Source organism: Methylocystis sp. (assembly GCF_021731785.1).
Classification (GTDB): Bacteria; Pseudomonadota; Alphaproteobacteria; order Rhizobiales; family Beijerinckiaceae; genus Methylocystis.
The window spans coordinates 13,856-32,065 of record NZ_JAKFWS010000063.1 but is presented as its reverse complement, the minus strand read 5'-3'; the positions used below and the strand labels follow the sequence as shown (position 1 = coordinate 32,065).

General features: G+C 60.3%; 20 protein-coding genes and 1 tRNA gene. 11 read left to right on the top strand and 10 right to left on the bottom strand.

Annotated features, from left to right (window positions below):
- Window positions 1-605, top strand: a 605-nt coding sequence (locus QZ964_RS11990; RefSeq protein WP_292531892.1) for a hypothetical protein, incomplete at its 5' end; no start/stop codon positions are given.
- Window positions 538-915, top strand: coding sequence for a DUF6804 family protein (locus QZ964_RS21535; protein WP_367119270.1), 378 nt, complete (start codon window positions 538-540; stop codon window positions 913-915). The genes QZ964_RS11990 and QZ964_RS21535, both read left to right, overlap by 68 nt.
- A gap of 60 nt (window positions 916-975) precedes the next feature.
- Here QZ964_RS21535 and QZ964_RS11985 read toward each other — a convergent pair whose 3' ends face one another.
- The 6 genes from QZ964_RS11985 to QZ964_RS11960 form a co-directional block, all read right to left on the bottom strand.
- Window positions 976-1,257 carry a hypothetical protein gene (locus tag QZ964_RS11985; protein WP_292531891.1) on the bottom strand — a complete coding sequence of 94 codons (282 nt, stop codon included), beginning with the start codon at window positions 1,255-1,257 and terminating at the stop codon, window positions 976-978.
- 227 nt (window positions 1,258-1,484) lie between these two features.
- Entirely contained in the window at window positions 1,485-3,044 is a 1,560-nt protein-coding gene (locus tag QZ964_RS11980; protein WP_292531890.1) for a phage/plasmid primase, P4 family, read from the bottom strand.
- A 222-nt stretch (window positions 3,045-3,266) separates the two neighbouring features.
- Complete coding sequence (locus tag QZ964_RS11975) at window positions 3,267-3,578, bottom strand: hypothetical protein (RefSeq protein WP_292531889.1); 312 nt, start codon at window positions 3,576-3,578, stop codon at window positions 3,267-3,269.
- Between the two features lie 63 nt (window positions 3,579-3,641).
- The gene (locus QZ964_RS11970) at window positions 3,642-3,941 is read right to left on the bottom strand and encodes a hypothetical protein (RefSeq protein WP_292531888.1); all 300 of its coding nucleotides are present in this window, start codon (window positions 3,939-3,941) and stop codon (window positions 3,642-3,644) included.
- A gap of 526 nt (window positions 3,942-4,467) precedes the next feature.
- Complete coding sequence (locus QZ964_RS11965; protein WP_292531887.1) at window positions 4,468-4,959, bottom strand: hypothetical protein; 492 nt, start codon at window positions 4,957-4,959, stop codon at window positions 4,468-4,470.
- 462 nt (window positions 4,960-5,421) lie between these two features.
- A complete protein-coding gene (locus QZ964_RS11960) occupies window positions 5,422-5,859 on the bottom strand; it encodes a hypothetical protein (RefSeq protein WP_292531886.1) in 438 nt (145 codons plus the stop codon).
- A 291-nt stretch (window positions 5,860-6,150) separates the two neighbouring features.
- Between QZ964_RS11960 and QZ964_RS11955 the strand changes: the two genes are divergently transcribed.
- The 3 genes from QZ964_RS11955 to QZ964_RS11945 all read left to right on the top strand — a co-directional run bounded on the left by QZ964_RS11955 (window position 6,151) and on the right by QZ964_RS11945 (window position 8,030).
- Window positions 6,151-6,747: a hypothetical protein gene (locus QZ964_RS11955; RefSeq protein WP_292531885.1), complete on the top strand. Its 597-nt coding sequence runs from the start codon at window positions 6,151-6,153 to the stop codon at window positions 6,745-6,747.
- Window positions 6,744-7,871 carry a site-specific integrase gene (locus tag QZ964_RS11950; protein WP_292531884.1) on the top strand — a complete coding sequence of 376 codons (1,128 nt, stop codon included), beginning with the start codon at window positions 6,744-6,746 and terminating at the stop codon, window positions 7,869-7,871. Before QZ964_RS11955 ends, QZ964_RS11950 begins: the two co-directional genes overlap by 4 nt.
- Window positions 7,872-7,940: 69 nt before the next feature.
- Window positions 7,941-8,030, top strand: a tRNA-Ser gene (locus tag QZ964_RS11945).
- A gap of 231 nt (window positions 8,031-8,261) precedes the next feature.
- On the opposite strand, the gene QZ964_RS11940 is transcribed toward QZ964_RS11945, so the two are convergent.
- Together QZ964_RS11940 and QZ964_RS11935 are read right to left on the bottom strand one after the other, a co-directional pair.
- The gene (locus QZ964_RS11940; RefSeq protein WP_292531883.1) at window positions 8,262-8,483 is read right to left on the bottom strand and encodes a hypothetical protein; all 222 of its coding nucleotides are present in this window, start codon (window positions 8,481-8,483) and stop codon (window positions 8,262-8,264) included.
- Between the two features lie 527 nt (window positions 8,484-9,010).
- A complete protein-coding gene (locus tag QZ964_RS11935; protein WP_292531882.1) occupies window positions 9,011-9,301 on the bottom strand; it encodes a hypothetical protein in 291 nt (96 codons plus the stop codon).
- A 338-nt stretch (window positions 9,302-9,639) separates the two neighbouring features.
- Here QZ964_RS11935 and QZ964_RS11930 point away from each other — a divergent pair, with 338 nt between their 5' ends.
- The 3 genes from QZ964_RS11930 to QZ964_RS11920 are packed head-to-tail and all read left to right on the top strand — an operon-like array spanning window position 9,640 to window position 12,607.
- Complete coding sequence (locus QZ964_RS11930; protein ID WP_292531881.1) at window positions 9,640-10,572, top strand: polyprenyl synthetase family protein; 933 nt, start codon at window positions 9,640-9,642, stop codon at window positions 10,570-10,572.
- Between the two features lie 12 nt (window positions 10,573-10,584).
- Complete coding sequence (locus QZ964_RS11925; protein WP_292531880.1) at window positions 10,585-11,301, top strand: DUF1345 domain-containing protein; 717 nt, start codon at window positions 10,585-10,587, stop codon at window positions 11,299-11,301.
- A gap of 7 nt (window positions 11,302-11,308) precedes the next feature.
- Window positions 11,309-12,607, top strand: coding sequence for an MFS transporter (locus tag QZ964_RS11920; protein WP_292531879.1), 1,299 nt, complete (start codon window positions 11,309-11,311; stop codon window positions 12,605-12,607).
- A gap of 99 nt (window positions 12,608-12,706) precedes the next feature.
- Here QZ964_RS11920 and QZ964_RS11915 read toward each other — a convergent pair whose 3' ends face one another.
- The gene (locus QZ964_RS11915) at window positions 12,707-14,944 is read right to left on the bottom strand and encodes a lytic transglycosylase domain-containing protein (protein ID WP_292531878.1); all 2,238 of its coding nucleotides are present in this window, start codon (window positions 14,942-14,944) and stop codon (window positions 12,707-12,709) included.
- Window positions 14,945-15,150: 206 nt separating this feature from the next.
- Between QZ964_RS11915 and dapA the strand changes: the two genes are divergently transcribed.
- Window positions 15,151-16,044 carry a 4-hydroxy-tetrahydrodipicolinate synthase gene (gene dapA / locus QZ964_RS11910; RefSeq protein WP_292531877.1) on the top strand — a complete coding sequence of 298 codons (894 nt, stop codon included), beginning with the start codon at window positions 15,151-15,153 and terminating at the stop codon, window positions 16,042-16,044.
- A 163-nt stretch (window positions 16,045-16,207) separates the two neighbouring features.
- Entirely contained in the window at window positions 16,208-16,684 is a 477-nt protein-coding gene (gene smpB / locus QZ964_RS11905) for an SsrA-binding protein SmpB (RefSeq protein ID WP_292531876.1), read from the top strand.
- Between the two features lie 69 nt (window positions 16,685-16,753).
- Here smpB and QZ964_RS11900 read toward each other — a convergent pair whose 3' ends face one another.
- On the bottom strand, window positions 16,754-17,362 hold the full coding sequence (locus QZ964_RS11900) for an NYN domain-containing protein (RefSeq protein ID WP_292531875.1): 609 nt from the start codon (window positions 17,360-17,362) through the stop codon (window positions 16,754-16,756).
- Window positions 17,363-17,751: 389 nt separating this feature from the next.
- On the opposite strand from QZ964_RS11900, the gene rpoZ reads away from it, so the two are divergent.
- Complete coding sequence (gene rpoZ, locus QZ964_RS11895) at window positions 17,752-18,138, top strand: DNA-directed RNA polymerase subunit omega (RefSeq protein ID WP_292531874.1); 387 nt, start codon at window positions 17,752-17,754, stop codon at window positions 18,136-18,138.
- Window positions 18,139-18,210 lie beyond the last annotated feature (72 nt).

Sequence of the window (18,210 nt, the reverse complement as noted above, 5' to 3'; positions counted from 1 at the left end):
TGATTCTTGATTTCTTGTCGTTGCCTATCATGCTCCTCAATTCGTTCGGGGGAGTAGTTGCTGCCATATGGCTGCTTTTTCGCGGCGATTGGCGTTTGGTTCTGCTCGGCTTTCTGTCAACCCTGATAAGCCCATCGGCGCTGAGTGTTGTCCTGCTTCCCAGTACGCTGATTGGCGCTGCGGCCATAACGCTCATGGAAAGAGGCGCATTCGCGCAGCTCATCGGAGCTCTGTCGTTGTTTCTGAGCGAAGCATGGCTTTATGCGGCCATGATTGCGTGGAGCTGGTTCAGCTTCCAAATAGTACTTGGGCATAGAGACAGCGGGCCGCTTCTCCCATATTTGCTTTGGGCGTACGCGATAGCGACCGGGCCATGGAGCTATATGGTCCTGCGTGAGGCGCGTAGCGGCGGAAAGACCTATCTGCCGATTGCAGTATATGCGTTGACACTCGGTGTGATGGGTATGATGGCTGTGTTGCTTTTTAGCTCGAATCCATCGTTTGCGGCCCGGGCCCTAGCTCTGGGTATCCCGCTCTGTGCAGCCTTTCTGTTCCAAATGGTTATGGTCCTATCGAAATTTTTTACCGCCAAGCGAAGGCTATAAGATCGTAAAATCATCTTCGCCCCTACTTTGGATCATCCCGACGGGAATGCTCTTCGTTTCGCTATTCCATCTCCCCTATGCGTATTACGAGTTCCTTCGCATTGTGGTCTGTATAGCTGCGGCATGGATTGCGTATCGCTGCATTTCAGAGCGCAGAAACCAAACTTGGCCGGCTGTCTTTGTTCTGATCGGCATTCTGTTCAACCCCATAATTCCAATCCATCTCGGTCGGGCGATTTGGTTTTGGCTAGACATTGGTGCGGCTGCACTTTTCCTCGCGCACTTTCTCATTGTTCGGATATTTAGATGACGATCGTGGGCTCGCAGACTGAACGGAATTGCATCCGCGCGAGCCTATGACCATTCCAGTCTATCTTCGTTGCTCCGACACCTCAATCACCCGCGCGCCACGCATTTCCGCTGTCTTCGATATCGCCGCTTCCAGCCGCGCCGCAAAGCCCGGTCCGCCATCGATGTTCGCGGTCACGGCTAGCTTCGGATGTTCGAACGGAAGCGCCGCGATTGCCGCTCGCATTCGCCGTTGCATGGGTTGGCCGGGGTCGGAATAGACCGCCTGAAGGAATTCAAGCGAAGACTCGGCGTCGATTGGCAACGGCGCTTCCGGCTCGTTTAGATCAGGCAACAATCGCATTTTCTCTGGTCCGTATGTGGTCCGCATAACTGGTCCGCATCATCTTTGCTCTAAGCCGCCTCCAGCGGGCTTTTCCCCCCGATTTGATAGCCTTGGTCCCTATGGTCCGCATGGTCCTCATGAAAATCCATCTTTAATTAAGTATAGGGTAGAGAGTGCACTAGAATTGCATGCGGACCATGCGGTCACCATGCGGACCACCGCGAACCCCAATGCGGTCCGGCTTCTCATGAATGCCTCCGCAACCGCAGACCAGCGAACACGCGCTTCCGTGTTCCGCCGTCGCGCGGCCGAACCACCGTGATCCGCCCCGGAAATGCAGACCGCAACTTGCCGCTGAACTGATTGACTGGCAGTCGGTCGGCCCAACTCTGCGCGCCGTTTCCTTCGCACCAATTGCGATAGGCGTTGTATGCAGTATCGATCGCAACCGTGAATCCGTCGCCGAACTCGCAACACTCCAGCGCGAACGCCTTCACCGCGCTAGCATTGCTCGAAAGCTCTTCGTTAAGCTCACCATTGCCGGGCGCGATGAATTTTCCTTGCTTCGCGAGTCGCGCCCAGCCTTCCAACGCCCAGTTGAGTATCCCACTAAGCTCAGCTCTCAGCTTCTCTGAAAGCTCAGGGTCCTCGCGTCCAAGAAAGCTATTCATCGTTTGCAGGATCACAAACCGCGTCGCAATGACTCCCGTGTCGTCCTTGAAATCAGGAAGCTCATTCGAGAGGATCATCACCCGCAACCGCAGAATGCCGCTCCAATATTCCCGGTTCTTTCGATTTATCTCCTGCACATCCTCGCCGATGATACTCAATAGCTTCTCGGTGATCACGCTGCGATTGGCCCGATTATCAAGCCGCGCATCCGGCACCACCGCTAGCTTTTTCCCGATCAAGCTCTGCATGCCAAACTGTTGCGAAAGCTGATTTAGACTCGGCCCGCAAAAGTTCTTTGGGCCGAGCAACGCGGACAACACTCGCGCGATGGTGCCCTTCCCGCTTCGCGCCGGGCCGACGATGATGAAGCCCTTTTGAAACTTGGTTTCATCCGTCAGCACCAACCCGAAGAACTCCTGCAGCGCGTCGCACGACACATAGTCCTCGGCCCAAACCTCTTCGAGGAACTGCATCCATCTCAGCGCTTGCGCGTCGTCCCGATACTCGGTCTCAATCGCATTCAAATTGAATAGCCTTGGATCATGCGGCCAGAGCCGCCGCCCCCTCAGCGCCAACACGCCATTCTTGCAACAGATAATCGGCCCGTCGCCCCAAGGCGCATCGCCGTCAAGCCAAGTGCCGCCTTCGACTTCGTCCGCTAACAACACGCGCGACTTGAGGGCGTGGATTACCTGGTTAACGTCTCTTTCCGAAGGATCGAATTTCCCGCCGTTCACATCATTGAGATAGCTGTAAACCTCCGCTTCCAACGTCTCCCTTCCGACCACCGCGTAATACGTGCCGGTCCAGCGAAGCCAATCGCCGCGCCAGCGCCTCAGTGTTGGAACGCCTCCCACGCTGTAACGATCCACCACAAAACAGCGCGCAACCTCAAAGGGCGCTGCAACGTCGAGCGTTCGCGCCACTTTCGCCACCTCTACCACCTTCGACTCTGGCGCAATGGCGGGAACTGCCGTGGCCACCGCCGGAACTGCCTCGGGCTCGGGCTTGGGCTTTGCCACGGTCGCGGCTTCCGCAGCCATCCGCTGCGCCAAGGCCCGGCCCTGCGCCCCTAGGTCTGAGGTGGGAGCCGAAACCCCCACCTCACCGGACGCAACCGCGCCCTTCTCCACAGGCGGCGCGGAACTACTTCCGCCTGCAAGCCCTTCGTTGCCTGTTTGTTCTCCAACGCCCTTCGCCGCTTTCGCCCACGCTGTTTGGACCTGTAGCGCCCCCGCCCAGTCTCCGCGTTCCCTCAGTCCCGCGACAAGACGCGCTTGGACCGCCGGGGCCGATAACCCCTGCTCAATAATGCCTTCTAGTCTCTCATTTCGTTCCGCAATCTGTTCCACGCCTTAATCCTCCCACGCGCCCCAGTGGCCATAGCCGAACGGATCAATCTCCTTCCGCCGCACCCGTTCGCGGGCCGCATCAGCCTCCGCCCAAGCCCGCTGCCGCTCAGCCTCAGCCATGTTGATTCGAACGAAACCGCCGGCCCCGGCAAACCGAAAGTTCGGATCGGCCGGTGATACCCGCACCTCCGCCGGCGCAACCACTCGGCCTTCCTCGGCAACAAGCTTGGGCCTCGGCTTCGGTATCGGCCCAGCCGCCTCGTCCAGCAGCCGTTCAATTTCTTCATCTGTTAGTTCTTTGCGCTCTGGTGCCATAGCTCGTTCCTTCAATCCAGGGTTGTAAGACAGGGCGCGCTTAGGCCCTGTCTCAGCCGCCGATTAACGTCTCTGGTTCCACTCTGCCGCGCGTGCGCACGAGGCTTCCCGCGCCGCTTCCCACTTGGCTTCCTGTGCGGCCTGCGCCCTAACTCGCGCATCCGCTTCGGCGCGCTCGCGGGCATTAGGTTCGCGTTCGGGAATAACGCTCCGCGAGCCATGCACATTCGCGAAGATGCGAGCATCCGCGATGACACCTCCCATCCCCCCGAGTTCAGCTTCATTCGCGACCATATCCGCCTGCCATTCCGGCACGCCCTGCGCCATCAGCCGGGCTTTATGTGCTTCTCTGCGTAAACTCATCTCTGCCTCCTTAGTGCCGGCCCTGCGATCCGCACGGCGCGACCGTGCGCCCTTTGCCCGGACCGCCAGCCCCGACGTTCTTCGCAACCTCGTTCCCCAACGGCACAGCGCCCGGCTTCGCCATCGGCGCTCCTGGCGAAATTGCCGATACCTTTCGCGAACCCGCGATGACGCCAACCGCGACCGCCTTACCGTTTCCGCCGTTTCCAACTTTGGTTTGTTTACCCATGTCGATTTCCTTTCTGCCCTGCGGGCTAAATCCCCGCGTTCTCGCCGCATGCTCCGCCAATCGATGAAACGGCAAGCTCCGCCTTCGTCATGATCGGCATTCCCATCTGCGCGGCCCCGGCACTGTCCAAAGGACGCATATTGACGGGCGATGGCGCGTTGCAGAGCGCCGGCCAAATCAAATCCCCCGGCAATGCATTCCCAGCAGTGTCTGCGATTGTGCTGCCGCGCGGCCACTTCGTGTAAGTGCCGTTGGCCGGCTGACCGACGACGGCCGAAATCAGAATGTATCGTGCCATCAATGCAAACTCCTTCCGCTCGCCAAGAGTTTTGCCTGCACCCTCGCAAGGTCCGCTTCAAAATCCGCAAGGGACTGCGCATGTTTGGCGCGGACTTCTGGGTTAGGATGTCGGGCGGCCCACAGGCGATGCCACTTGGCGGCTTGGTTCAAAATCCGCCAAGCCCAATCGGCGGATACACCCCGGTCCAACGCCGCATTCATGTCTCGACCGTCTTGTTCGTATTCTCGCAGAGCCTTGACGAGGATCACTTGAGCGTCGGGCTTTGGCACGTTCACAAGAATGCTGGGGCTGAAATCATCGTCCTTAAAAATTTGCTCTCGTGACCAGTCGTCATGCACGATGCTCCACTCCATCGCGGGCAGCGGGTCGTATTCGCTTTGGACTATCGTGTGGGCAAATTCGCTTAACTGTTGCATCTCCAATCCTGATTTTTTCCCTAGCTCCACAAACAACGCCAATAGCCTTTTGCTTTCGTTTTGTTCGTTCATTGCCGCGCCTCCTCTGGAACGGTTTCGATATCGACGCCCAGCGGCGGTTCGGTTCCGGTCGGATCATGTGACCAGTTCGCGGCGGGCAAAGGCTCGCCAAAGTTCTCTGCGCCGACTTGTGCGTATCGGCCTCCGGCTTCCGCCGCCGCCACATACTCGCGACCGAAATAAGTCTGAGCGCGAAGCGCCTCTATCCCGCGACGACGTTCCGCCGCCCACCAACGGTCGCTGCAAACCTTGGAACAAAACCGCTGCGTCGCGCGGTCCGGCAAGTATAGCTTACCGCAAAAATCGCATTTTACTTCTGGCATGAAAGCATCCTTTCCCATTATTCTTACATCCTACACCGATCGGGTAGGAAATCAAGATGTTTTTCGTTTGAATTCAATGTGTTATGCAACTAATCGGCGATCGCCGATAAAAAAGAAAGGGGAGCCGAAGCTCCCCCCTTTCAACTAGATTTTATTTCTTTGCGGATCCTCGTTTCTTTTGCTGCGCCGAGGACAGAAATTTGAGCGCGGCGGCTTGCGACAAAGCCCTAGAGGTCTGGGGATTTGCTGCAACCAACTGACTTAGTTCGTCTTTGTGATCCGCCAGTTTCATATACACTTGCGCGGTGCTCAATTTGAGCCCGCAATCAAGCGTTACAACATCCTGAAATTGGCCGTGCCGCACAGCCTTTTTTAGCTCTAATAAAAACTCGCCAGCCTCAATCGCTTTTGCGGCGGATGCGCTGAGCCCCGCCATGGCTTCGCTATGCGAGCGTCGGATATCGCCGGTTATGTTCGCAAGCGTTCGCACCGGCACAAGCGCAGTCGATCCGACCGGCAACATTTCCTCTTGCCGGATGTTTTCGACGTATTCGGTAACGTCGGGGGTTTGCGGTTCGCGAAGGGTCATCGACGCGCCTCCGTCTTTTGATCAGCTAACGCCAGCCGCGCTTCCATCGCTGCGATTGGCACGCGCAAAAGCCGGCCAATTCGAATTGTGGGAATGTCCCCACGGCGCGCTGCGTCATAAGAGGCATTGCGTCCAAGGGAGAAGTAGAGCCGCCCCGCTTCGGGGACGGTGAGGGTTTTTGGTTCGGTCATTTCGCGTTCCTTTGCTATGAGCTAAACACTGTCAGGATTGCATTGACGCGGACGCCTGTCTCGGATAAAAATTTACGAGGGACATTATAAGGGACATAAAATGCTGGCCAGTGTCGAAATCACATTCACTTGGCAGCGGGAACGAAACCCTCGTGACTACGAGGTGATCGAAGCCCCGCGCTCCGGGAAGTCGGGAATGGCACTTCTTGATGAGTCTCCACGGTCGGTTCAGGCGGACCGGATCGCCCCGAAGCTGAAATGCCTTGATCGCTATCAGCCGCTTGATGAATTCCCGGCTCTTTGGGAACAATTCGCCGCGATCAAGAAGCGGGAGGACGCTATCAAATTCGTTCGGAACTATGGGCCGCTCAGCCGAAAGGGCTTGCAAGGCAAGGGCGACATAATCGAGGACATTCTTGACGACGCTCAGCTAATGCGCGACGGCTGCAACAGAATCGCGCTATCAAAACTCGTCGCTATAATTAATAGCGGCCGCCTCACTATCAGCCCCGACAATCTCTTAGATGCGATATGGCTGCAATATGCCGACGCGAGATCGAAAGGCCGGGCCAATCGCTGCCCCCAATGCGACAAAATATTTGCCAAGGGGCCGGACGCGGGCCGGCGCGCAGATGCGAAATTTTGCTCGCCCGATTGCAAAGACAAGTTCAAGAGTTTAGCGCGGAGCCGCCCATGAGATCGCGCGGCACCATTACCTCCCGATCGCCGGGCTCTCATCGCATTAGGATATCCCTTGGCCGGGACGCGATCACGGGCAAGCGGCGGTTCAGCACGAAAACGATCCGGGGCACCCTCAGCGAAGCCAAGCGGGAATTGACCCGATTGCTCAGCGCCGTTGATACCGGCGAACACGTTGACCCGACCCGGATCACAGTTGGCGATTGGCTAGATAGTTGGGTGGCCGCGACGAAGGTTGAGGTTTCGGCAAAGACGCATGAACGCTATGCCGAGATTGTTCGATGCTATCTAAGCCCGGCGCTAGGGGCGATACCACTTCAAAAGCTCACAACGGCTGATATTCAAAAGGCGTATGGCGGTTTCGATCGCAATCCCTCGCCCCGGACCCGGCGACATATTCATCGGATTTTGAAATCGGCGCTTGCCCGCGCAGTTGAACAACAGCGGCTCGCCCGAAACCCGGCGGCGATGTTGAAGCGGCTACCGAAGGTAGAGCCAAAGCCGGTTAACACTCTGACCGTTGAACAATCGCGGAAGCTGCTCGCCGCAATTCGCCATACCACCACTTATTGGCCGACGCTGATTGCCCTAGCGACGGGAATGCGGCGAGGCGAAATCCTCGCGCTTCGGTGGAAGAACTGCGATCTAGAAAGCGGCACGGTCCGCGTTGTCGAAAGTCTTGAACAAACCAAAGCCGGCCTGCGGTTCAAATCTACGAAGTCAGAAAAAGCCCGCGCCGTTCCGCTGCCAAAGTTCGCACAGGCGGAGCTTCGCGAATGGAAGCGGAAGCAGGCGGAGACGCTGTTGCGGCTGGGCGTCCGGCAAGGCCCGGAGACGCTGGTTTGCGCCCGCGAAGATGGCGAGCCGAAACAGCCGAACAGTCTGACGCATGAGTTCACGTATTTGGTGGGGCGGGCAGGGGTGCCTCGGGTCCGGTTCCACGATCTTCGGCACAGCCACGCCACGCAACTGCTGACGGCGGGCGTTCATCCCAAGATCGTGCAGGAACGCTTGGGGCATTCAACGATCACGATCACACTGGACCTTTATTCCCACGTAAGCGATACGATGCAGGCGAACGCTGCGGCGCAGCTTGATGGGGCCTATGGTGAACGTTGGTGACCATTTGGAGACCATTTCGCGGGGCGGCTTGCAAAAGGAACAAATGTTCCCCAATCATTTCAACGGTTGGGAAGGGTGGCCGAGTGGTTTAAGGCACCGGTCTTGAAAACCGGCGTGGGGGCGACTCCACCGTGGGTTCGAATCCCACCCCTTCCGCCATATGTGAACGCCACGCCTTGGGTGCGTGAAGCGCTTGATGGCGGCGTTTGACGCCGCCACTTTTCGGACGGGCGATCGAAACACGGCGGGCGCCGCAGCACGCCGCGCCATCCACGGCGTCAGACGCAGCTCGACCGTCTTTCGCCCCAGAGCCAAGAACTCATGCGCCTCGTGGCAAAGCGCGCTTCAACAGGGCGCGCCGGACAGGCCGCAGCCGCGCGGTCCCGGCGGTCACTGGGAAAGGATCGCGTTCAAGCGAGAGAAGGCCTTCGAACTGTAATTGCCGAAGGGGAGGCTTTCGAAAAAAGCTTCCGTAGCCTGCGGATTCTGGCCCCAGACGATCAACAGGCCCGCCACGGCCAAAAGCAGCAGCGAAAGCAACGCCGACGAGAGGCCGGCGAGAACCCCAACCGCCAGAATGACTCCAAGCTTGGTCCTGATGCTGATCGCCATCGTTGATTCTCCTGTTCGCGCGTCGAACTGCATTCGCTTACATCAACATGGTTAATCAAAGGTTATCGTCCGCCGTTCTGTGGCGTTCGATGCGCCGCCAGCCGCCGCAGATCGAGGCGTCGGCCATGGCCGGAGGAAACGTCAATAAGCCTCGCCGCCCGAACCGGCGCGACGGGTGAAGAATTGTGTTCCTCATGAGCAAAATACGCGAAAGCGGGTTTCCTCTTCCTTCGAGACGGCCTCTTTGAGGACTCTTCAGGATTAGGAAACCCTTCGCTCGATTGCTTGTCGTCAGCCCGAGTAATAGCGGACGATCGCCGCGCCGATGAAAAAGCCGATCGCCCCGAAAATCATCAGTCTCGTTAACCCTGTCGGCATGATGTCTCTCCAATCGGCGTCGCTCGTTCCAAATTAGCGGCCCGGCCTTGAAGTTCAAGCAGTGCTGCGCGCGCGCGGCGAGACAGCGGGCGACGCAAAGAAAAACCGCAGGCGACAAGCCTGCGGTTATGAATAACTATCGCGCGTTCTCAGTAGTTATAGAAGGCGACGCAGACGCGATTGCCGTAATAATCCCAGCCCCATTTCGCGCAGCGCTGCGGCGGAGCGGTCGCCGCGCCGACGACGGCGCCGCTCGCCGCGCCAATTGCCGCGCCGGCAAGCGTGCCGCCGGCGCGTCCGCCGGAAGCGAGCGCGCCGATGCCCGCGCCGCCGAGTCCGCCGATCACGGCGCCGCCTGCCGCGCGTTCGCCGGGAGTGTTGCACGCCGCAAGCGGCGCGGCCGCCATGAGGGCGGTCGTCAGCAGCAGAACTTTCTTCATGCGTTTCTCCTTGCAAGCGCGACGCTGCATGGTTCGTATCCAGGCGAGGCTGCGCCTGACCAGTCCGCTCAATCGTGCGCCGCGAATTCCGTATGACGCCGCGGCCCTCGGCCGCTTGGGTAAGCCGCAAGCCGCGTTGGCGTCGCGCAAAGCTTAATGAAAGCCGTCTGCAATGGCTGTCGCAAATATACAACAGCCTTCGACGTTCGAGCGTCCACAACTCAGGAAAAGACCAAAATTCGGCTAGTTTTCGCCATCGATGGCGCGCCCGGCGCCCTTGGGATCGGACCGCAAATTTGCTAGCAGCCATTATCGCTTATTTTAAGGAACGTCGTCTCATGGATGCAGCCGCACGCGCTGAGGAGTTTCGCCGCCGTCTTGACGCCGCCGCCGAGGCGACCGAGGCTGCGCTCGATGCGCTGCTTGCGCCGGCGACGCTTCCGGGAGAGATCGCCCGTCCGGCGCGACTTCTCGACGCGATGCGCTATTCGTCGCTTGGCGGCGGCAAGCGGCTGCGGCCCTTCCTGGTCATCGAATCTGCGCGACTCTTCGGCGTCGTCGGCGAAGCGGCGTTGCGGACCGCCTGCGCGCTCGAAATGATTCATTGTTATTCCCTCGCCCATGACGACCTGCCGGCGATGGACGATGACGATCTGCGCCGCGGCCGCCCGACGACTCATCGAGCCTTCGATGAAGCGACGGCGATCCTCGCTGGCGACGGACTATTGACCTACGCATTCGACGTCGTCGCTGATGCGACGACGCATCAAGACTCCGGCGTGCGCGCCGATCTCGTGCTTGCTCTGGCGCGCGCAGCCGGAATTGGCGGCATGGTCGGCGGACAGGCGCTCGACCTTGCCGCCGAAACCGCGGCGACGCCGCTCTCGCTCGAGGAGACCTTGCGGATGCAGGCGATGAAGACCGGCGCTTTATTGCGCTTCGCGGTCGACGCCGGCGCGATCCTCGGCGCGGCGTCGGCGTCGCAGGCGCGGGCGCTGACCCGCTATGGCGAGGCTCTCGGCGCCGCGTTTCAAATCGCCGACGATATTCTCGACGCGGAAGGCGACAGCGCCGCGCTCGGAAAGCGAGCCGGCAAGGACGCCGAACGCGGCAAGGCGACCCTCGTTGGTCTTCTCGGTCTCGACGCGGCGCGCGCCAGACGAGATTCGCTCGTCGCAGAAGCGACGGCGGCGCTGCGCGAAACCGGACTGGGCGAGCGGACCGACATTCTCGCCGAGGCCGCTCGTTTTGTCGCGGCGCGGCGTAATTGAGGGATCGCGCCATTGCGCCGGCAAGGACTGTCGAACATTCCGCGGCGCGCCTCGGCGATCCTGGCGCCCTTTCGAATTATCCACGCGCGGCCGCAGCTTTTTTTGAGCATCGCGTTTGGTCTTGTCGTCGGAGTGCTTCTGCCACAGGCGTTGCAGCCGGTCGCACGCGCGCTTGTCGCATGGAACGCAGTCTCTCTGTGTTATTTCGCTTTGGTCTATCTGCTCATCGCCGGCGCTACTCACGATACCATTCGCGAACGCGCGCAGCGTCTGGACGAGGGCCGCTTCGTCATGCTGTTGCTCACGACAGCGATTGCGACGGCGTCATTCGGCGCGGTGGTTATCGAGCTTGGTTCCGTGAAGTCAATGACAGGCTTCGAAAAGAGCGCAACCATTTGGCTCACGATCATCACGGTGCTGAATTCATGGCTGTTCCTGCACCTGACCTTCGCCTTCCACTATGCGCATGAATTTTATTTCGAGGAAGAGATCGACTCGCAAGAGCCGCCGGCGGCAAGAGGCGGGCTGCATTTCCCCAACACCAGGATGCCGCAATACATTGACTTCCTCTATTTTTCATTCGTCATCGGCGTCGCCTTTCAGACCGCGGATATCGAGACCTGCTCGTCGCCGATGCGACTGCTGGTGGCGACGCATGGCATCGTAGCCTTTTTCTACAACACGACCATCCTCGCGCTCATGGTGAATATCGCCAGTCAATTGGTGTGAGGCACAGATGCGCGCCGACGCCGTAGGGATGGACCTCAAGACCGAAACGGCGCGGCTGCGCGCGATACTGATCGGCTCCGTCGGCAATCTCGTCGAATGGTACGACTTTTACGTCTATTCGGCCTTTTCGCTCTATTTCGCCGACTCATTCTTTCCCGGGCAAGACGCTGTCGCGCAAATGATGTCGGCCTCCGGCGTTTTCGCGCTCGGTTTCTTCATGCGGCCGATCGGCGCCTATATTTTCGGTCGTATCGGCGATGGCCGCGGGCGGCGTCTCGCGCTGATGCTCTCGGTGCTGCTGATGTGTCTCGGCTCGCTCCTCATCGCGCTCGCGCCGACCTATGCGATGATTGGCGTGGGCGCGCCGGCGATACTGCTATTTGCGCGCCTCGTTCAAGGCGTCAGTCTTGGCGGCGAATATGGGTCGAGCGCGACCTATCTCGCTGAGATGGCGCATCCCGAGCGGCGCGGGTTCTATTCGAGCTTCCAATATGTGACGATGATCGCCGGACAATTGCTTGCGCTTTGCGTGCTGCTGGTCCTGCAAGATATCGCGCTCGACAGGCAGGCGTTGCGCGACTGGGGCTGGCGCGTTCCATTCGCCCTCGGCGCGCTCCTCGCCATCGTGGCGCTGTTCATGCGCCGCGATCTTGCCGAGACGCCCGCATTCGAGGAGTCGCGCGCCGAAGCGCGGCGCGGGTCGCTTGGCGCGCTCCTCGCCCATAAGCGGGAGACGGCGACAGTCGTCGGACTGACGCTTGGCGGCACGATCGCCTTCTATGTCTATACGACCTACATGCAGAAGTTTCTCAAACTGTCGGCGGGCTTGAGCGACCGGCAGACGACGTGGATCGCCGCCGGCTCGCTCCTTTTCGCACTCTGCCTTCAGCCGCTTTATGGCGCGGTGTCGGACCGCGTCGGCCGCCGGCCGATGCTCATCGCCTTCGGCGCGCTCGGCACGATCTTCACGGCCCCGCTGTTGACCGCCATTCAAAACGCGCGCGACGCATGGATCGCCTTCGCGCTCATCTGCTGCGCCTGGCTGATCGTCGCGCTTTATACGTCGATCAACGCCGTCGTGAAGGCGGAGCTTTTTCCCGCCGCCATCCGCGTCACCGGCGTCGCTTTGCCTTATGCGGCGACGGTGTCAGTCTTCGGCGGCTCGGCGGAATATGTGGCGCTCTGGTTCAAGGCGGATGGCCATGAGAGCTGGTTCTTTTACTATGCGAGTGCCGCCATCTTTGTGTCGCTGGTGGTCTATGCGACGATGCCGGATACGAAGAAAAATTCGCGCATCGAACGGTAAGAAATCATCGCGTGACGAAATTATTGAATAGCCCAATGTCGCTGCTGACGCGCGCCGGTGCGCGATCGGCGCTCCGGAACAGCTCCGGATGGGGCCGGATCAGAGACCGACGCGCGCGAGTTCGACCTGCGGCGACCGAGTCGCATTGTCTTCGAACTTGGCGCGATAGACGACGAAATTCTCCATCACCCGCTGCACGTAATTGCGCGTTTCGGTGATAGGAATCCGCTCGACCCAGTCAACCGGATCGACATGGGGCTTGCGCGGATCGCCATAGGCGTCGATCCATTGTTTCACGCGTCCGCCGCCGGCGTTGTAGGCGGCGAATGTGAGGAGATAAGCGCCGCGATACTCGCCGAGCAGAATCCCCAGATGCGCCGCGCCGAGCTGGGCGTTGAAGGGCGGATCTTTGAGCATCCGCGAGATGTCGAAGCTTACCCCGCGCATCGAGGCGGTGTGTCGCGCCGTGGAGGCGATCATCTGCATCAGGCCCATGGCGCCGGCGGATGAAACCGCCTTCGGATCGAAAGCGCTTTCCTGGCGCGCGACGGCGAATACGATCGAGCGCGACGCCGAGCCTGGAAGGGCGTTGAAGTCAGGAACGCCATAGGCCGGGAAGGCGACGTCGTCGAGCGCGATTCCTCGATAGGAAGCCGCCTTGCCGTAAATGAGCGAAAGTTTGGCGTCGCCCTGGCGCGCGACGATCTGGCCGAGCGCGGCGACCTGCGCCTCGTCATGCAAATATTTGGCGCTGTCGAGCGCCAGCGGCGCGGCCACATCCTTCTCTCCGACGGCGAACAGCAGCTCCGCGACCCGGACCGCTTCGTCCCGCTTTTCGCCATATGTGGCCTGCGGCGCCGGGCGAAGCGGATGGTCTTCGGCCCCGAGCCGGGCGCCGGCCAGTTGTCCGTAAAAGGTCGTCGAGTGTGTCGCCGCCTGGAGATAGAAATTGTTCGCCCTAGGGTCGTTCTCCGCTTCCGCCGTGCGGCCCAACCAATAGGATGCGCGGGACTTTTGCAGCGGCGTTTCGGCGATCGCCGCAAGGTTCTTGAAGTGACGCTCGGCTTTGATCGGATCGCCCAGGAACCGCAGGGCGATCCAGCCGGCGTTGAATTCCGCGTCGACCTTGTTGCTGGTCTTTGCCGCCGCATGTTGCGCGCAAAGGATATAGGCGGTTTCGGGATCGTTTTGATCGAGCAGCTTGCGCGCCACGATGCGCCGCTCTTCCCACCATACGTCGCCGTCGACGACTTCTTCGATGGCGCGCGGCGCCTTGCGCAGCAGAGCGCCCGCTTCGGCGAATTTGTTGGCGTTGCGCAGCTTGTGCACGCGCCCGTAAAGCAGCCCCGGATCGTTTTGCACCGACGGCGGCAAAGACGCCGCCAACTTGTCGGCGCCGGAAATGCGCGCGCGGGCGAGCAGCACGACGTCCTTGCCGGCGAGTTCGGCGCTGCGCAAGGCGAGCGAATTCTTCCCCGCATAGAGCAGACGGTCGGCGCGGAACTTGTGATCGGCCGGCGTCAGCAGTTCGCCGAGTTCCTTATTGAAGGTCGCGTCGAATCCCTGTCCGATATCCTCGTTGCGCCAGGCGTCGCGCGCCAGCGCCGCCGCCGTTTCGAAATCGCCGTCGCGCGCGCTCGCCCGCGCCAGCGCATATTTTCCATAGGCGGTAAGCGGCTTGGTTTCTGCAAACCACGCCAGCACGGTCTTATCGGATTGACGCTCGGCGACGAGCGCCTGCTCGCCGCGACGGCGAAGCCAATCCGCCGCAGGCCAATTCGGATGGACTGCGAGGAAGGCGGCGATCCGTCTGAAACCAGCGTCGTGTGGGTGAAGACGCAGGGCGACCCAGCGGGCGGCGGCGGCGGCGAGGGGAGACTGCACGCGCGACGCGGCTTCGTCGCCATGAACGAAGTCGCCGGCTTTATACGCCGCGACCGCCTGGATGAAGGCGTCCGCGTCCTCTCCGAGCAGAGACGCGGCGGATTCGGCCGCCGTCTTGGCGCCCTTGAGCCAGCGCATCGTCGGGGCGCTCGCCACGATCGCCGGCAGGTCGCCGTCCTCCGGGCTGAAAAGCGAATTCTCTAGAGGGTGTGCCGCCTCACGATCTGCGTGGCCGCGCTCTAAGACGTCGCGGACGGCCTCCTGGAAGGAGTCGACCCGGGAGCGCCACGCGCCGAGACTGAAGGGGACCGAGGGCGTCCACCGCGAGGCCGTTCGTCGCGACTCGCCGTCGCCGAGACGGTCAAAGCCGGTGAAGGCCGGCACGGCGATCGCCAGGGCCGCGATGCCGATTGTGAGTTTGAACCGCGTCGCGACGCGTCGAGGCAACATCATCACCGCGTTTCCTTATTGGCGTGAAAAAGCTGCTCTCACTTGGTTTACGAAGCATCAACTTCGCGCGCCATCTACGATTTTTCGAACTCTCCCCCTGCGACTCCAGCGTAGGGCTTTCCTCAGCGCAGCCCAGCGGCTATGAAGGGCGCCTCAATCTTAGCGACGCAATTACGGCGGCTCTGGGGCGTAGGGAAGGCGTTGATTCAATGACCGGAAAGCCGATTTTTCATGGGTCGATGACGGCCCTGGTGACGCCGTTTTCCCATGGAGAGGTCGACTATGACGCGCTGCGCGCGCTGATCGATTGGCAGATCGAAAATGGCACGCACGGCCTCGTGCCGGTTGGCACGACGGGCGAAAGCCCGACGCTCAGTCATGAGGAGCACGGGCGCGTCATCACTGAAACGATTCGCGCAGCGCGCGGGCGGGCGCCGGTCATCGCCGGCGCAGGCTCGAACAATACGCGCGAGGCGATCGCCATCGCGGGCCATGCGGAGCGCGCGGGCGCCGACGGGCTGCTCATCGTGACGCCTTACTACAATAAGCCCAATCAGGAAGGGCTCTATCTGCACTTCAAGGCGATCAACGACGCCGTCTCGATCCCCATCATCATCTACAATATTCCGCCGCGCTCGGTCATCGATATGAGCGTCGATACCATGAAGCGCTGCGCCGAGTTGAGGAATGTCGTCGGCGTAAAGGACGCGACAGGAAATATCGGCCGCATTTCGCTTCAACGCGCAGCGATGGGGCCGGATTTCATCCAGCTTTCGGGCGACGATCTCACGGCGCTCGCCTGCATGGCGGCGGGCGCGCACGGCTGTATCTCAGTCGTCGCCAATATCGCGCCGCGGCTTTGCGCCGACTTGCAGAACGCTTGCCTCGCCGGCGACTTCGCCAAGGCGCTGGAGATTCAGGACCGGCTGACGCCGCTGCATGTCGCGACTTTTCTCGAGGCCGGCGTGACCGGGGCCAAATACGGCCTGGCGTTGCTCGGCAAGGCCGAGGAAGAGGTGCGGCTTCCTCTCGTCCCCTGCACGCAAGCCACCAAGGACCGCATCCGCGCGGCGATGGTTCACGCCGGCGCGCTTTGCGCCTAGAGCGCTTCCCGATCAGATGGAATCATGTGATCGATAAGGAATCGCTCAAAATCAAAATGTTAGAGCAGGTTCCGAAAAAGTCTGTCAACTTTTTCGGAACCTGCTCTAAAGGTCGATATCTGCGTTTCTCGTCTATTTCGCTGGAACGCTTCGAGGAAAGTCAGTGGCCGCAAAGCCGGAGCCGAATTTCAAGACCGTCGCCGATAACCGCAAGGCGCGCTACAATTATGAAATCGGCGAAACTTTCGAAGCCGGGCTGGCGCTGACGGGCACGGAGGTGAAGTCGCTGCGCACCGGCAAGGCGACGATCGCCGAAAGCTACGCGCATGTCGATCGTCAGGGCGAGGCGTGGCTGGTCAACGCCAATATTCCCGAATATCTCGCCGGCAACCGGTTCAATCATCCGCCGAAACGGCCGCGCAAGCTGCTGCTCAAGTCACGCGAACTCGCCAAGCTGTCGCAGGCCATCGAGCGCGAAGGCATGACGATCGTGCCGCTCAAGCTCTATTTCAACGAAAAGGGACGCGCCAAACTGCAGCTTGCGCTGGCAAAAGGCAAGAAGCTGCACGATAAGCGCGAAGTTGAGAAGAAGCGCGACTGGAGCCGCGAAAAAGGGCGCCTGTTGCGCGCCCGTGGATGATCGAACGCGCCCAAAATTCGGCCTCTGCAATTGGAGACGCCGAATTTTGGGTAGCTTAATCGCCTAACCTCATTCGCCCTCATCTTCGGCGTGGGCCGCCTGAGGCGTGGGACGGGGTCGCTCCTGATAGCGCTGCATGCGCTCGGCGCGCTCGCCCGGATCGCGGCCAATCTTGGCGACAAGATGGATGAGGTCGATGAATTCATCGGCCTGGCGACGCAATTCGTCGGCGATCATCGGCGGCTGGGTGGTGATCGTCGAGATCACCGAGACGCGAACGCCGCGCCGCTGCACGGCTTCGACCAGCGATCGGAAGTCGCCGTCGCCCGAGAACAGAACCATGTGGTCGATATGCCCGGCCATTTCCATGGCGTCGACCGCAAGCTCAATGTCCATATTGCCCTTGACCTTGCGGCGACCGAGAGAATCGACGAATTCCTTCGTCGGCTTGGTCACAACCGCGTAGCCGTTGTAGTCCAGCCAGTCGATCAGCGGCCGGATCGAGGAGTATTCCTGGTCCTCGATCAGCGCAGTATAGTAAAAGGCTCGGATCAGACGGCCTTTGCCCTGGAATTCGCGGAGCAGCCGTTTATAATCAATATCGAATCCCAGCGATTTTGCGGTCGCGTACAGGTTCGCGCCGTCAATGAATAACGCAGTTCGTTCGACATCTGCCATATGAGTCTCGCGGTCGGGTTAGTGTGTTCACGCGGGTACAGAATATGCCGTCAACCCGCAACTTCTGCGTTTAGCTTAATCGTCTCGATGGCCGGCCTCAAAAACCGCCACGGCGATTGCGCCGTTTTCGCTGCGTCCGCCGAGGCTGTTCAGACAGCCATTTTGAAAAAGCGCTGCGCGCGTCTCTTCCAAATACATCGCCCCTCAACGTCACAGCGTCAAGAGGAACTGCGTCATTTTACGGGCGGATCATCAGGCATTTTCTGGAATGAATCCGAAAAGCAGCGTCAAAACAAATTGAAGGTGCGTCTAGGCTCAAGAAATTATTGCCTAATTTTCATGATTGGCGTATCAGCGCTACTCCTGAACCGAATGGAGCTTGGCAGCAGATGGCGCGCGTTACTGTCGAAGATTGCATCGACAAAATCGAAAACCGCTTCGACCTCGTTCTTCTCGCGGCGCATCGGGCGCGGAACATCTCGTCGGGGCAGCCAATCCTGGTTGATCGCGACCGCGACAAAAACCCGGTTGTCGCCCTTCGCGAAATCGCCGAAGCGGCGCTTGCGCCGGAAGATCTATCCGAGGACTTCATCCACTCGCTGCAGCGTCACGTCGAAGTCGACGAACCGGAAGCCGAGACGGCGCCTGCCTTGACGCCGGCGGTCGGCGTCGACCTCGAGGGCGAGCAGCAGTTCGACCGGATGACCGAAGAAGACCTGCTGCGCGGTCTCGAAGGTCTTGTGCCGCCCGCCGAGGTCGAAGACGAAGCGGAGTAGGTGACGCGATCGGCCTGACAAAGCCTTTCGAGAGCCGGTTCGCCCGATAAGTCGCTGCCGAAACTCACGTGC

Coding starts and splice junctions, on each gene's coding strand:
- rpoZ (WP_292531874.1), top strand. CDS start 17,752: ATGGCGCGCGTTACTGTCGAAGATTGCATCGACAAAATCGAAAACCGC.
- QZ964_RS11950 (WP_292531884.1), top strand. CDS start 6,744: ATGAGATCGCGCGGCACCATTACCTCCCGATCGCCGGGCTCTCATCGC.
- QZ964_RS11900 (WP_292531875.1), bottom strand. CDS start 17,362: ATGGCAGATGTCGAACGAACTGCGTTATTCATTGACGGCGCGAACCTG.
- QZ964_RS11985 (WP_292531891.1), bottom strand. CDS start 1,257: ATGCGATTGTTGCCTGATCTAAACGAGCCGGAAGCGCCGTTGCCAATC.
- QZ964_RS11970 (WP_292531888.1), bottom strand. CDS start 3,941: ATGAGTTTACGCAGAGAAGCACATAAAGCCCGGCTGATGGCGCAGGGC.
- QZ964_RS11915 (WP_292531878.1), bottom strand. CDS start 14,944: ATGATGTTGCCTCGACGCGTCGCGACGCGGTTCAAACTCACAATCGGC.
- QZ964_RS11940 (WP_292531883.1), bottom strand. CDS start 8,483: ATGGCGATCAGCATCAGGACCAAGCTTGGAGTCATTCTGGCGGTTGGG.
- QZ964_RS11965 (WP_292531887.1), bottom strand. CDS start 4,959: ATGAACGAACAAAACGAAAGCAAAAGGCTATTGGCGTTGTTTGTGGAG.
- QZ964_RS11920 (WP_292531879.1), top strand. CDS start 11,309: ATGCGCGCCGACGCCGTAGGGATGGACCTCAAGACCGAAACGGCGCGG.
- dapA (WP_292531877.1), top strand. CDS start 15,151: ATGACCGGAAAGCCGATTTTTCATGGGTCGATGACGGCCCTGGTGACG.
- QZ964_RS11930 (WP_292531881.1), top strand. CDS start 9,640: ATGGATGCAGCCGCACGCGCTGAGGAGTTTCGCCGCCGTCTTGACGCC.
- QZ964_RS11975 (WP_292531889.1), bottom strand. CDS start 3,578: ATGGCACCAGAGCGCAAAGAACTAACAGATGAAGAAATTGAACGGCTG.
- QZ964_RS11955 (WP_292531885.1), top strand. CDS start 6,151: ATGCTGGCCAGTGTCGAAATCACATTCACTTGGCAGCGGGAACGAAAC.
- QZ964_RS11935 (WP_292531882.1), bottom strand. CDS start 9,301: ATGAAGAAAGTTCTGCTGCTGACGACCGCCCTCATGGCGGCCGCGCCG.
- QZ964_RS11960 (WP_292531886.1), bottom strand. CDS start 5,859: ATGACCCTTCGCGAACCGCAAACCCCCGACGTTACCGAATACGTCGAA.